13 protein-coding genes are annotated in these 14,182 nt (G+C 33.8%); 4 read left to right on the forward strand and 9 right to left on the reverse strand.

What is annotated here, in order from left to right:
* Positions 1-461 precede the first annotated feature (461 nt).
* On the reverse strand, positions 462-1,574 hold the full coding sequence (locus C8P70_RS08720) for a GNAT family N-acetyltransferase (RefSeq protein WP_133712955.1): 1,113 nt from the start codon (positions 1,572-1,574) through the stop codon (positions 462-464).
* Positions 1,571-2,566, reverse strand: coding sequence for a polysaccharide deacetylase family protein (locus C8P70_RS08725; protein ID WP_166666203.1), 996 nt, complete (start codon positions 2,564-2,566; stop codon positions 1,571-1,573). Before C8P70_RS08725 ends, C8P70_RS08720 begins: the two co-directional genes overlap by 4 nt.
* A 99-nt stretch (positions 2,567-2,665) precedes the next feature.
* Between C8P70_RS08725 and C8P70_RS08730 the strand changes: the two genes are divergently transcribed.
* Both C8P70_RS08730 and C8P70_RS08735 read left to right on the forward strand, forming a co-directional pair.
* On the forward strand, positions 2,666-4,210 hold the full coding sequence (locus tag C8P70_RS08730) for a glycine--tRNA ligase (protein ID WP_133712957.1): 1,545 nt from the start codon (positions 2,666-2,668) through the stop codon (positions 4,208-4,210).
* A 131-nt stretch (positions 4,211-4,341) separates the two neighbouring features.
* A complete protein-coding gene (locus C8P70_RS08735; RefSeq protein ID WP_133712958.1) occupies positions 4,342-4,917 on the forward strand; it encodes a YceI family protein in 576 nt (191 codons plus the stop codon).
* 66 nt (positions 4,918-4,983) lie between these two features.
* Here the strand turns inward: C8P70_RS08735 and aspA are convergent, their stop codons facing one another.
* From aspA to C8P70_RS08750, 3 genes are all read right to left on the reverse strand, one after another.
* The gene (gene aspA, locus C8P70_RS08740) at positions 4,984-6,390 is read right to left on the reverse strand and encodes an aspartate ammonia-lyase (protein ID WP_133712959.1); all 1,407 of its coding nucleotides are present in this window, start codon (positions 6,388-6,390) and stop codon (positions 4,984-4,986) included.
* A 69-nt stretch (positions 6,391-6,459) separates the two neighbouring features.
* Positions 6,460-6,846, reverse strand: a complete 387-nt coding sequence (locus C8P70_RS08745) for a YchJ family protein (RefSeq protein WP_133712960.1) — start codon at positions 6,844-6,846, stop codon at positions 6,460-6,462.
* Positions 6,843-7,049 carry a hypothetical protein gene (locus tag C8P70_RS08750; protein ID WP_133712961.1) on the reverse strand — a complete coding sequence of 69 codons (207 nt, stop codon included), beginning with the start codon at positions 7,047-7,049 and terminating at the stop codon, positions 6,843-6,845. The genes C8P70_RS08745 and C8P70_RS08750 overlap by 4 nt, the downstream gene beginning before the upstream one ends.
* Before the next feature lie 102 nt (positions 7,050-7,151).
* Between C8P70_RS08750 and C8P70_RS08755 the strand changes: the two genes are divergently transcribed.
* Positions 7,152-7,832 (forward strand): ComF family protein, encoded by a 681-nt coding sequence (locus tag C8P70_RS08755; RefSeq protein ID WP_243832692.1) that lies wholly within the window; start codon positions 7,152-7,154, stop codon positions 7,830-7,832.
* 67 nt (positions 7,833-7,899) lie between these two features.
* Entirely contained in the window at positions 7,900-9,504 is a 1,605-nt protein-coding gene (locus C8P70_RS08760) for an Ig-like domain-containing protein (RefSeq protein ID WP_133712962.1), read from the forward strand.
* A gap of 7 nt (positions 9,505-9,511) precedes the next feature.
* Here C8P70_RS08760 and C8P70_RS08765 read toward each other — a convergent pair whose 3' ends face one another.
* From C8P70_RS08765 to C8P70_RS08780, 4 genes are all read right to left on the reverse strand, one after another.
* The gene (locus C8P70_RS08765; RefSeq protein WP_133713016.1) at positions 9,512-10,279 is read right to left on the reverse strand and encodes a nitrilase family protein; all 768 of its coding nucleotides are present in this window, start codon (positions 10,277-10,279) and stop codon (positions 9,512-9,514) included.
* A gap of 111 nt (positions 10,280-10,390) precedes the next feature.
* The gene (locus C8P70_RS08770) at positions 10,391-11,134 is read right to left on the reverse strand and encodes a succinate dehydrogenase/fumarate reductase iron-sulfur subunit (protein ID WP_133712963.1); all 744 of its coding nucleotides are present in this window, start codon (positions 11,132-11,134) and stop codon (positions 10,391-10,393) included.
* A gap of 51 nt (positions 11,135-11,185) precedes the next feature.
* Positions 11,186-13,186, reverse strand: a complete 2,001-nt coding sequence (locus C8P70_RS08775; RefSeq protein WP_133712964.1) for a fumarate reductase/succinate dehydrogenase flavoprotein subunit — start codon at positions 13,184-13,186, stop codon at positions 11,186-11,188.
* Positions 13,187-13,193: 7 nt separating this feature from the next.
* Complete coding sequence (locus C8P70_RS08780) at positions 13,194-14,015, reverse strand: succinate dehydrogenase cytochrome b subunit (protein WP_133712965.1); 822 nt, start codon at positions 14,013-14,015, stop codon at positions 13,194-13,196.
* Positions 14,016-14,182: the final 167 nt, after the last annotated feature.

Consider the following 14,182-nt stretch of genomic DNA (forward strand, 5'->3'; position numbering starts at 1 on the left):
TTCAAACTCTAAAACTCTGTCTTTAACGACAGCGCCTTTGTCTGTGAAAGCGGATGCAAAAGTAGTATTCTTTTTTTAAATTGCAAATCTTTTTTCAAAAAAAATATTTGCAGACTTTTTTATCCTGAAACCATCCCGCCAAAACGGGAAGCCAAAGTTAATTCCTTTTTCCTTCTTTAAACAAACTTTTAGCTGTGTTTTTTTAAAGGAAATCTTACAAAGAACGTTTTCTCATTTGCGTGGGCAAAATTAATCCCTTTTTTGTCCTCATAAAAACTTTTGCAAACCTTTTTTTATTTTATTTTTCAAAATACTGTAATCCAAAACATTAATTCCTGCTAATATTCACAAAAGGTGGAAATTATATGACGAATAACCGGATATTGCTCGGGTTTGTGACGCAATAGAGTCCAAACGAAAAGCTGAAAAGCACGGGAAAAGGTTTAAAATAAATTCAAAGTTTATGCAAAACAACAATCCCCATCACCAAAGTTAACTCTTATTTTACTAAAATCGTCAACTCCAAATGATTTAGATATAATAGACTGTTTAACCTTTTTCTTTTTATATAAAAACATATTGGATTTGAACAGATTCTCCACTATTACTGGTTCGTAACAAATAATTTCCTTTACTTTTAACTTAATAGCATGCTGTTTTACAATATCCGCCATTAATTGTCCGTATACATTCTCATCAAAATAAGCAAATAAGACTTTTAAAGTAGTTGTTCTTTTTTGCAATACTAAAAAACCGATACAATTATCGTGACTATTCACCTTTACAAAATAATATTCGAAAGACTCATCATACATCGAAAATTCATAGCTCTTTTTATTCGTCATTTTTATCAATGGAGCTTCATATACCCAATTATGTGTTTTAAGCCAGTTAAAAAAAGTGTTGTCTTTATGCGATATATCATTTTGATTAAATCGATTCATTAATACTCTCACTTCTTGATCGGGAAAAGGCAAATATTCTAACGAAATAGCTTTAAGCCTGTTTTTAATATTATATTTACAAAAATGCAATCGGAAATCAACAATCATATTGACTAAAGAATCAACAAAAAAGAATAAGGGTTTTATAAACTGTGTTTTTGGAAGAATCACCGGTATTAATAAGGAAAGATTGCTCCTTAGTACAGCTTTAATTCCCTCGCTGTTTTTCAAATCCACAAAATAGCCTGACTTATCGTATACTCTTTTAGCACTAGGAGTAAATTGTGAAATTCCAATTTGTCCACTTTGTTCTATAAACATCGTGTCTAAAAGCATCCGTCCAATACCAGTCCCTTTTGTTTTTGGATGAACCCACCACGTTGATAGCCAGCCTATTTTTTGTGTTTGATTTTTAATTTTAATATAATCAGTATAAACTCCCATATACCCTACAAGCTCATCATCCATATACGCTAAAAGCATGACAATATTATCGTCAGAACAAGCGGGGTTATTGTAATGTGCCCATAAACGATGTTTGCTTATACACAAAAAAGAATGATCCCAAAAAGAGGAATCCTCTATAAGAGACGGAATATCTTTTTTATATATTTTTCTTACTTCTTTCAATTTCTTTTTATCTTATACTTCCCCACCAATTTGTTATAATATTTGTATAGATTTTCTGCTACCAATACTTTAGTTGTATGTTTTTTAGGATTTTCTAAAGAAAATCGCTGTATAATTCTTGAATCAATATCTCTTCTAATTCCTGAATTGCCAAACAAAATCATATTAGGATCATACACAAATAATTCTTCTATTAATTTTGAAGATATTCCCTTGTCACTAAACGGGAAAGCAAATAAAGAATACGTTGTTCTAAAATTGTCTTTTAGCCATTGTACTGAATCTATTATTTCTCTTTTTTGCTCTTCAAAAGTCAACTCGTGAAGCGGTCTATGCGACATAGAATGGCCTCCAAAATAAAAGCCATTATCCATCATCTCCTGAATCTCATCTTTGCTGAGATACAGCTTTTGTTTTTCAAGATATTCTTTTTCATTAATATTAAGCAATTCAAAAATCTTATCAATCTCTTTCTCTTTTACAGGTTTCAACTTTAAAAATATTTGTCTAAAGCTTTTCTCATCCTTATATTTAAAACCACATATCCGAGCTACCCGATTTAATATATTTTTATCAAAGTTTGATTTTTCAATAAAAGACAACAAAACACTCAACCTGTGTTTATACATCATCTTTTTATTGTCGACATAATCTGGATTAATAAAAAAAACTGCCGACAGTCCTTTTTCTTTTAATATTGGATAAATAGTAGTATATACCTCTCTTAATCCGTCATCAAAAGTAAGCAAAAACGTATTTCTTTTCTCTTTAGCCTCAATAATCTTTTCGACCGGCAGAGGAATGTAATGCTTAGACAATAATTCAATATCAGAATAAAAACATTCAGTACCCTTATATAAATACAAATATTTTATATGCCATTTTTTGTCATTAGCAACAATATGATAATAAGGAAAAACGGACTGACTTTTAACTTTTTCAAGATACTGTGAACTAGATATTTTGTATAATATATCTTTAACTATTCCCACTTTTATATTTATAAAAGGTTAAATATAACAAAAAAAACATATAAAAATAATAACTTATACTCTTTTCACAATCTCAAACTGTTTTGCTATTTTTGCAGCATGGCAAAACAAGATGATATTTTTAAAAATGTTATTTCGCACGCAAAGGAATATGGTTATATTTTTCCGTCCAGCGAAATATATGACGGTTTAAGCGCAGTATATGACTACGCTCAGAACGGTGTTGAGTTAAAAAGAAACATTAGAGAGTACTGGTGGAAATTCATGGTACAAATGCACGAAAATATTGTAGGAATAGATGCCTCAATCTTTATGCATCCAACAACGTGGAAAGCTTCCGGTCACGTAGATGCATTTAATGATCCACTTATTGATAATAAAGACAGCAAAAAAAGATATAGAGCAGACGTTTTAATCGAAGATTATTGTGAAAAGCTCCACCAAAAGGCGCAAAAAGAAATTGAAAAAGCAAAAAAACGTTTCGGAGAATCTTTTGACGAAGAGCAATTTATCAATACCAATCCCAGAGTTGTGGAATATTATTCCCGTAAAAAGGAAATTATGGAGCGCATGGCGAAAGGATTGGACTCAGGTAATTTAGCGGATGTCAAAGCCTTAATTGAAGAATTAGAAATTGCAGACCCTGAAACGGGTTCTAAAAACTGGACAGAAGTTCGCCAATTTAACCTGATGTTTGGTACAAAATTAGGTGCATCGGCAGACAGTGCTATGGATTTATATCTCCGCCCCGAAACTGCACAAGGTATTTTTGTCAACTTTTTAAACGTTCAAAAAACTGGTCGAATGAAAATACCCTTTGGCATTGCTCAAACGGGAAAAGCATTCAGAAATGAAATTGTTGCCAGACAGTTTATCTTTCGCATGCGTGAATTTGAACAAATGGAAATGCAGTTTTTTGTAAAGCCAGGCGAAGAAATGAAATATTATCGGTACTGGAAAGACAATCGTTTAAAATGGCATTTGTCATTGGGGTTAGGTGAAGAAAACTACCGTTATCACGATCACGAAAAGCTGGCACATTATGCCAATGCGGCAACCGATATTGAATTTAATTTTCCTTTCGGGTTTAAAGAATTAGAAGGAATTCATTCTCGTACAGATTTTGATTTAAAAGCACACGAAAAATTCTCTGGTAAAAAACTTCAGTTTTTTGACAGCGAAACTAACTCTTCATACGTCCCTTATGTAGTAGAAACTTCTGTTGGGCTTGACCGTTTATTTTTAGCCGTTTTTTCAAAATCACTACAAGAAGAAATACTGGAAGATGGCAGTACCAGAACGGTTTTAAAACTTCCAGCTGTATTAGCTCCGACAAAAGCTACTATACTACCTCTTGTAAAAAAAGATGGTTTACCCGAATTAGCGCAAGAAATTATCGAAGAATTAAAATGGGATTTCAATGTAGCTTATGACGAAAAAGATGCTGTTGGTCGTCGCTACCGCCGGGCCGATGCTTTAGGAACACCTTTCTGCATCACGGTTGACCATCAATCGTTAGAAGATAAAACAGTAACTATTCGCCATCGGGATTCTATGAAGCAAGATCGGGTTGCCATTGCAGACTTATCTAAAATCATTGATCAAGAAGTTGCCATGAAAAACTGGCTAAAGAAAATGATATAATCTTAAAAAAAAGCTGTTCAAATTTGAGCAGCTTTTTTTGTTCGGCAGTTCTTAACATAGATTAAGTTACATACAACGAATTGGCATTATCTTTGCTTCAAAATATGTGAAACATTATAAAATTCAATACTATGAAAAAAATAGCTTTACTATTTGTTGCAACCTTATTTTCTGTAGCAACATTTGCACAAACCCAATGGAATGTAGACAATATGCACTCATTCCTTAATTTTTCGGTAAAACATCTTGGCATTTCTTTTGTTGACGGGCGTTTTGATAAATATAAAGGGAGTTTTATTGGTAATCCTGATAATTTGGAAAATGGAAAGTTCAATTTCTCAGTTGATATTAACAGTGTGAACACTTCTGTTGAAATGCGTGATAATCATTTAAAAACAGATGATTTTTTCAATGCTGAAAAATATCCATCTATGAAATTTGAAAGTACTTCAATTAAAAAATCCGGAAAAGATCAATACAAATTAATTGGAAATTTAACCATTCGAGACATTACTAAACCAGTCACTTTTGACTTAGTTTATGGCGGATTATTAAAAGATGACGGAAATGGAAATACTAAATTAGGTTTCCAAGCCTCTACTACACTCAATCGTTTCGATTTTGGGGTTGCCTATGATCCTTCGGGACAAGCTATCGCAAAAGACATACTTATCAATGTAAACTTAGAGTTTACTCAAGTAAAGTAAAATAATTAAACCCCAATTGACAGTATCAATTGGGGTTTAAATTGGTTATTATACATATTATTTTTTCTACAGTTCTTTTTTATGTGGAGTAAGCATATGCTTTGGGTCCAGAATTTCATCTAGCTTTTCTTTAGTTAATAGCTGATGTTCTAACACTAATTCATACACTCCTCTTCCTGTTTTTAAAGCTTCTTTAGCAATTTTTGTACTTGCTTTATATCCTATATACGGATTTAGAGCTGTTACTATCCCTATACTTCCCAAAACCTGATTCTTACTGTGTTCTTCATTTGCTTTGATTCCCAATACACATTTTTCGGTTAATGTGTTCATTGCATTTTCCAACCACAGCATTGACTCCATTAAGGTATGAGCCAACACTGGTTCCATCACATTAAGCTGTAATTGTGCAGCTTCTGAAGCCATCGTTATGGTTAAATCATTTCCAATAACCTTAAAACAAACCTGATTAACTACCTCTGGAATTACAGGATTGACCTTTCCGGGCATAATGGAGGATCCCGGCTGCATCGGAGGTAATTGAATTTCATTTAATCCCGTTCTGGGACCGGATGAAAGCAAACGTAAATCATTACAGATTTTTGAAAGTTTAATCGCTAATTTTTTTAATGTTCCTGAATAGGAAACAAATCCGCTGGTGTCTGACGTTGCTTCAACTAAGTTTTCAGCAGATTTAACAGATTCGTCAAGTAAAATACCTAAGTTTTTAGCACAAAGCCCTGCATATCCAGGAACAGCATTTAGACCGGTTCCAATCGCTGTTGCCCCCATATTTACCTCTAAAAACGCCTGACTTGCTGTGTTTAAAGCATCAATTTCCTTTTTTAATGTAAACCCAAAGCCGCCAAACTCTTGTCCTAAAGTCATCGGAACCGCATCCTGTAACTGAGTCCTGCCCATTTTAATAACATGTTCAAACTCTGTAGCTTTTATTTCAAATGCACTAACCAATTTTTCCAGGCGGCTAACGACTTTTTTATTCATTTCAAAAGCAGCGACCTTTAAAGATGTCGGATAAGCATCGTTGGTAGATTGTGACAAATTTACGTGATCATTAGGCGAACAATATTGATATTCACCTTTAACGTACCCTAATAATTCTAACGCGCGATTGGCAATTACTTCATTTGCGTTCATATTGACAGAGGTTCCTGCACCTCCCTGAATCATATCTACAGGAAATTCCAATGCCCATTTTCCGTCTAAAATTTCTTGACAAGCATCAGCAATAGCTCTATATATGTTTTCATTTAATATATTGAGTTCAAAATTAGTTTTTGCCGCTGCCCATTTTACCTTGGCAAGTCCTTTAACCAACTCCGGATAATCGGATAACTTATTTGTCGAAATTTTAAAATTATTAATGGCTCTCTGAGTTTGGACTCCATAATATGCATTTTGAGGAATTTCTAATTCTCCCAATAAATCGCTTTCTAATCTTGTTGCGTTCATTTGCTGCAATTTTAATTTCTACTAATTTACAAAGATTTTCACGTCGCTTCTTTATTCTATATAAATATATTATTCTTCAAATTCTCCAGACACATAATACCACTTGTCTGATAGCTTTTCAAACGAAGATCTCTCAGCATGAATGCATTCTTTTCCTATTGCATTTGTAAAATATGCCTTGAATAATATCATTTGCTCTTCTGATTTAATGACTTCCAATTTTTGCCATTCATTTTCCTCAATCCATTTTTGAATGTCTTTTTTACTGTGAAAATATCTTGTTTTAGGATGAACAGTATCAATAAGGTACCTGACTTTTCCTAAAACGTGAGCTGTATATCTGGAACGCATTAGCTCTTCAGCTGTTACCGGATCTTCTCCTCCAATTATAAACTTCTTGCAACAGAGATCAAAAGATTTGTTACTACAGCAATAACATGTAGATTCTTCGTTCATTGCGCAATTTTTTGTTTGAGCTGTTCTACTATTTTTTGATATTTAGCTAAAAGAACCAATTCATCATCTGCAGTAGCAAAATCTAATTCATCTTCTATCATTAACTGTACAGATTCTATTTTCTCATTCGCTACATCTATCTGCTTGGAAGCAATTAATGAAATTAGTTGCATTATTTCGTTTTCAACTTTACTTTTTCTCATTTTTTATGTAATAGATTTACAAAGTTATTGTATTCCCAACTCAAAAGAGATAAATCATCTTATTTTTATTATATTTATAGAAATTGATTAAGGAGAAAGCTTATGATGAAGGATTTATTTCACATACTATTTCCGAAATGCTGTCTGGCGTGTGAGCAAATTTTATTAGAAAACGAAGATATCTTATGTCATCGATGCAGAGAAGAGCTGCCTTTTACCCAGCATCATTTACATTTAAAAAATGAAGTAACCGCCAAGCTTTATGGTCGATTAAGAATAGAGTTTGGCGCCTGCATGCTATATTTTTCAAAAAGAGGAAAAGTTCAACAGCTATTTCACAACTTAAAATATAGAAATCATCCCGAAATAAGCTATTTTTTAGGCATGATGTATTGTGAGCAATTAAAAGAAACAACTTTACTTAATAACATCTCAAAAATAATTCCCGTGCCTTTACATCCTAAAAAGCAGAAGAAAAGAGGATATAATCAAGTGGATGGATTTGCTGTTGCCTTAAGCGAAACCTTCTCTATCCCCATCAATCGGGAATTGCTCTATAAAACGCGAAAAACAAATTCACAAACTACTCAAAATCTTCTTCAAAGAACCACAAAACACGAGGAAATTTTTGATGTCAAAATATGTTCCAAAGAGGAAGGCTCTCATTTTTTACTAATTGACGACATTTTGACAACTGGCTCCACAATAGAATCTTGTGGCAAAAAATTATTGCAAATTCCTAACTCTAAACTCTCTGTTTTATGTTTGGCGGCTACATTGTAAAGTTTTAATACTCCATATTTCTTAACTAAAAAATATAGTCGTTAATTTGTCTTTTTAAAATAGATCTATGACTAAGTTCAGAATATATTTTACTGTTTGTTTCATTATTTGCTGCGCAACGTTAACTAATTGTGCCAAAAGAGGATTTATCAGTGGCGGACCGTTAGATACTTTACCTCCTGTAGTTTTAAAAAGTAATCCAAAAAACTATTCTACTCATTTTGACAAACAAGAAATTCTAATTGATTTTGATGAATTTATCAAATTAAAAAACGTCAATCAAAATTTAATTATTTCTCCTCCCATGGAAAATACACCCGATATCAGTCCGATGGGAAACGCAAAAAAAACGATGGCCGTAAAAATAAAAGATACGCTAAAAGAAAACACAACGTACAGCTTTAATTTTGGTGATGCAATTATTGATAATAACGAAGGCAATCCATTAAAACAGTTTAAGTATGTATTTTCAACCGGCAGCTACATTGATTCATTAACTTTATCAGGCACTATAAAGTCGGCACATCAGTTAAAAACAGATAATTTTGTAAATGTAATGCTATACGATGCTAAAACATTCCAAGATTCAACTGTTTATAGAGACAAACCACTATATATTACTAATACACTAGATAGTTTAACTACTTTTACGCTTGAAAACCTAAAAGAAGGTACTTACTATCTTATTGCCATGAAGGACAAAAATAATGATTATAAATTTTCCCCTCAACAAGACAAAATCGCCTTTATAAAAGATTCTATCACAATTCCAACGGAACAACAATTTGAATTAGTTTTATTTAAATCCGATGAGAAATTTGAAGCAAACAGACCTTCTCAAATATCGGAAAACAAATGGTATGTACCCTATATTGGCAATCCAGAAGGAGCAGAAATTACAGTCAGAAAGAATGACAGTTTAATTAGGAACACTTACTCTTATCTTCAGCAAAAAGACTCTTTGCAATTATGGTTCCCGCGCATTACTGCCGATTCTTTACTGATTGATATTAAAAAAGACGATTTTGAGAAAACTTTTTCCGTAAGACCAAGGGCTAAGATGAAACTTGTGGATACACTTTCTGTATCAGGAAAAGGAAGTTCATTAGATTTTATCTCTGATTTTTCTATCTCTACTACTACTCCCATATCAAAAATTCAATCTGAATTTATCCGAATTTTAAACAAAGATTCAGTTGAAATTTCTTTTGAAACTGAAAATATTGTTTTAGAGCAAAAAATAAACTTTAAATTTAAAAAAGAGGAAGAAGAGAGCTATCAGATTCAGATGCTTCCCGGGGCGCTTATCGATTTTTTTGACAAACAGAATGATACTCTTCAATACAATCTAAAAACCGGAAACTATACAGACTATGGAAATCTTACACTTAACTTATCAGGAATAAAAAGGTTTCCAATTATTGTTGAGCTTTTAGACGAACAAGAAAAGGTTATAAGTACTCGATATAGTGAAAATCAAACTAAACTTGAATTTACACTACTCCCTCCTCGAAAATATTTGATCCGAATTATTTACGATGACAACGAAAATGGTAAATGGGATACAGGTTATTATTGGGAGAAAAGACAACCCGAAGAAACATTCTACTTTCCCGAAGCAATTGATGTAAGAGCTAACTGGGATCTTACACAAGAAGTACAGTTAGAATAAATTTACTTTAAGAAATACTCACCGAATCCGCATCTCTTAAAAATCCAAATTTTTGCCGGGCTTTATCTTGTGTTTCTTTTTCTAAAATACAATATGCTATTTGCTCTCCTTTTAAAGGAAGGATAATAGGCTGTCCCATATAATCCAGTACTTGTGAATGTCCTGAGTACACATTGTTATTTTCGTCCTTTCCACAACGGTTCACACCGATTATATGACTCATATTTTCTATTGCCCGAGCTTTTAACAGTGTATCCCACGCAAAAATCCTCTGATCAGGCCAGCTTGCAACATAAATCAGTAGATCATAAACGGAATTTGTATTTCTTGAAAAAGCAGGAAAACGCAAATCATAACAAATCAAAGGGCAAATATTCCATCCTTTATATTCTACTACTATTCTTTCTTTTCCCGAATGATAAACCTTTTCTTCTCCAGCCAACGAAAATAGATGTCGTTTATCGTAAGTAATATATTCTCCAGAAGGTCTTATAAAAAATAATCTATTATAAAATCTATCATTTTCTTTAATAACTATACTTCCGGTTAAAGCAATTTTTTTGATTATACATATCTGTATCAATTCAGCTATAAAACTATCGTTCATTGCCAAAAAAACTCGCTCCGGATTCATCGTAAATCCTGAAGTAAACATTTCGGGAAGAACTACCAAATCAGTTTCCTTTTCTATTTCATGCAGTTTTTCTACAAAATATTTTTTGTTATTCTCAACATCTTCCCATACTAAAGGAGCTTGAATTAATGCTATTTTCATCATGTTTCAATAAATAACAAATGTATATTAAGATACTTTCAGTAACAAGTTATTGAAATAAAAAAGGCAGGATTTTATTCCTGCCTTTTTAAAATATAGCTATTAACTAAATTATTTTATACTTGCCTTTAAATATTCACGATTCATGCGCGCAATATTTTCAAGAGAAATACCTTTAGGACATTCTATTTCACACGCCCCTGTATTTGTGCAGTTTCCAAAGCCTAAAGCATCCATTTCTTCTACCATATTTCTTACACGGTCAGCTGCTTCTACCTTTCCTTGCGGCAATAAGGCAAACTGAGATACTTTTGCAGAAACAAACAACATTGCAGAGGAATTTTTACATGTTGCTACACATGCTCCGCATCCAATACACGTTGCAGCATCAAAAGCTCTATCTGCATCGTGTTTAGGGATTGGAATAGCATTAGCATCCTGTGTATTCCCTGAAGTATTTACTGAAACAAAACCTCCGGCATGCTGAATTTTATCAAAAGCCGTTCTGTCTACAACTAAATCTTTTATAACCGGGAATGCTTTGGCTCTAAAAGGTTCAATATAAATTGTATCACCGTCTTTAAACATTCTCATGTGCAATTGACAAGTAGTAACTCCTCTGTCCGGTCCATGTGCCTCACCATTAATGAATAAGGAACACATACCGCAGATACCTTCACGACAATCGTGATCAAAAGCTACCGGATCTTCGCCTTTCTCAATTAACTCATTGTTTAATACATCAAGCATTTCTAAGAAAGACATGTCTGGAGAAATATTATTGATTTTATAATCAACCATTTTTCCCGCTTCTTTAGCGTTATTTTGACGCCATATTTTTAATGTAAGATTCATTTGCATCGAATTTTTACAATAAGACTTGATCCAAAGATCAAAATCTCAATATTATTTATAACTACGAGTTACCAATTTAATGTTTTCATAAACCAAGTCTTCTTTGTGAAGCACAGACTCTCTTGGATTTCCTTTATACTCCCAAGCAGCAACGTACGCAAAATTCTCATCATCGCGTTTTGCTTCTCCATCCTCAGTTTGGTGTTCTTCGCGGAAGTGACCTCCACAAGATTCTTCACGGTGTAAGGCGTCTTTCGCAAACAATTCGCCTAGTTCTAAAAAGTCAGCTACTCTTAAAGCTTTTTCTAATTCTTGATTAAAACTTTCTGCTGTACCTGATACTTTTACATCTTTATAGAATTCTTCTCTTAATTGTGCTATTTCGTCCATCGCTTCAGTCAACCCTTGTGCATTACGAGCCATACCTACTTTATCCCACATAATTTTTCCTAACTTCTTATGGAAGTAATCCACTGAATGAGTTCCTTTGTTATTCATCAAATGATCAATGATGTTGCGTACATTTTTCTCTGCTTCTTCAAACTCAGGCAAATCTGTCGGAATCTTTCCAGTACGGATATCATTAGCTAAATAATCGCCTATAGTATATGGCAATACAAAATATCCGTCTGCCAAACCTTGCATTAATGCAGAAGCTCCCAAACGGTTAGCTCCGTGATCAGAGAAGTTAGCTTCTCCTAATACATAGCATCCTTCAATAGTAGACATTAAGTTATAATCTACCCATAATCCACCCATTGTATAATGAACAGCCGGATAAATCATCATAGGCGTTGTATACGGATCTTCATCAACGATTTTCTCATACATTTGGAATAAGTTACCGTACTTATTCTCTACAACTTCTTTTCCTAATTTGTAAATCAATTTAGCATCATTTTCATCTAAATGGTGAATACGAGCTTGCTCTTTACCATAACGGTCAATAGCCGAAGCAAAATCTAAATATACGGCTTCGCCTGTTGCATTTACTCCGTATCCGGCATCGCATCTTTCTTTAGCAGCACGAGATGCAACGTCACGAGGCACTAAGTTACCGAATGAAGGATATCTTCTTTCCAAATAGTAATCTCTATCTTCTTCAGCGATTTGAGTAGGTTTTAATCTTCCTTCTCTAATGGCTACTGCATCTTCCATTTTTTTAGGAACCCAAATACGTCCGTCGTTACGAAGCGACTCAGACATCAAAGTAAGTTTTGATTGGTGATCACCAGTTACAGGAATACAAGTCGGGTGAATTTGCGTATAGCAAGGGTTAGCAAAGAATGCTCCGCGTTTGTGTGCTTTCCAGGCAGCTGTAACGTTAGACCCCATTGCATTTGTAGATAAGAAGAATACGTTTCCGTAACCACCCGTACAAATAACTACAGCGTGAGCAGAATGACGTTCTATTTCTCCATTGATTAGGTTACGGGCAATAATACCTCTTGCTTTACCATCTACTTTAACGATGTCTAACATCTCGTGACGGTTATACATTTGGATCTTACCACGACCGATCTGACGGTTCATAGCAGAGTATGCTCCTAACAATAGCTGTTGCCCGGTTTGTCCTTTAGCATAGAAAGTACGAGATACCTGTACGCCGCCAAAAGAACGATTATCCAAAAGACCACCATACTCACGTGCAAAAGGTACACCTTGAGCAACACATTGGTCAATAATATTTTCTGAAACTTCAGCTAAACGATATACGTTTGCTTCCCGAGCACGGTAGTCTCCTCCCTTTACTGTATCGTAAAATAATCTGTAAACTGAGTCACCGTCACCTTGGTAATTCTTAGAGGCATTGATTCCCCCTTGAGCGGCAATAGAGTGTGCACGACGAGGAGAATCCTGATAACAAAAAGCTTTTACATTATAGCCCAACTCAGCTAGTGTAGCAGCAGCAGAGCCACCCGCTAATCCAGTTCCTACTACAATAACATCAATGTTACGCTTATTGGCAGGGTTTACCAATTTAATGTGGTTTTTATAATCAGACCATTTTTTATCGATTGGTCCCTGAGGTATTTTTGAATCTAATTTCATAATCAATCTATTTAAGGATAAAGTGAATGTATAAAGGAATGATAGCAAATAAAGCCGGAATAACATAACAGAATATTTTTCCGATTCCTTTAATTAAACAATTATACTTAGGATGATTGATCCCAAGCGATTGAAATGCACTCGCAAATCCGTGAGACAAGTGAAAACCAAGAACAACCATGGCAAGTACGTACAAAACAGTGGCTATTAGTCCGTATTGTGGGTGTTGAAAGAATTCAACAGTAATTTTATGTAAATCTTTGTAACCGTCCGCAATTTTTAAATCCCCTTGATAAAATCCGGTTCCTCTCACTTCTAGCTGTCCCATTTCAACAGCTGTTGCAGGAATTGGCTGCTCCTGAACCGTTTTATACAATTTTACCGTTTGCCCTTCTGCTATGTTAACTTCCATGGTTTGCAATGGCATTTCAGAAAAATGCATTTTTGCCCAGAAATTAACCATATGCGTTACAATAAAAACTAATAATAAAGTACCCAAAATCGCCATATTACGTGACGACCAAGAGCTATTTGCCTTCGCGTTGTTCTTTACATAACCAATCGGTCGGGCTTTTTTGTTTTGAATAGTAAGAACAATACCATCAATCGCGTGGAAAAGGATTGAAATGTACGTCAGATAAGATAATACTTTTACAGCTGGATTAGTTGTCATGAATAAGGCATACTCATTGAATTTTGACGCATCCCCAAAAATCAACTGAAGATTCCCTATCAAGTGACCAACCAAAAACAAGCATAAAAATAACCCTGTAAGAGCCATCCAATATTTCTTTGCTAAGGACGACTTTAATAGTGCAGATTTTGCCATAATGTAATTTTAATTGTTTTTCTTGAAAAAATCTCTCAAAAATACATCTAATTAACGTTATCTACAACGAGGCAAACCCTATTTATACTGAATATAAACAAATAAAAAAACAACCAAAAACCAGAATTCAAACCTATTCACTACTTTTTTTAAGGTTATAAAATAGT

It is taken from the genome of Myroides indicus (genome assembly GCF_004364575.1).
GTDB classification, from domain to species: Bacteria; Bacteroidota; Bacteroidia; order Flavobacteriales; family Flavobacteriaceae; genus Flavobacterium; species Flavobacterium indicum_A.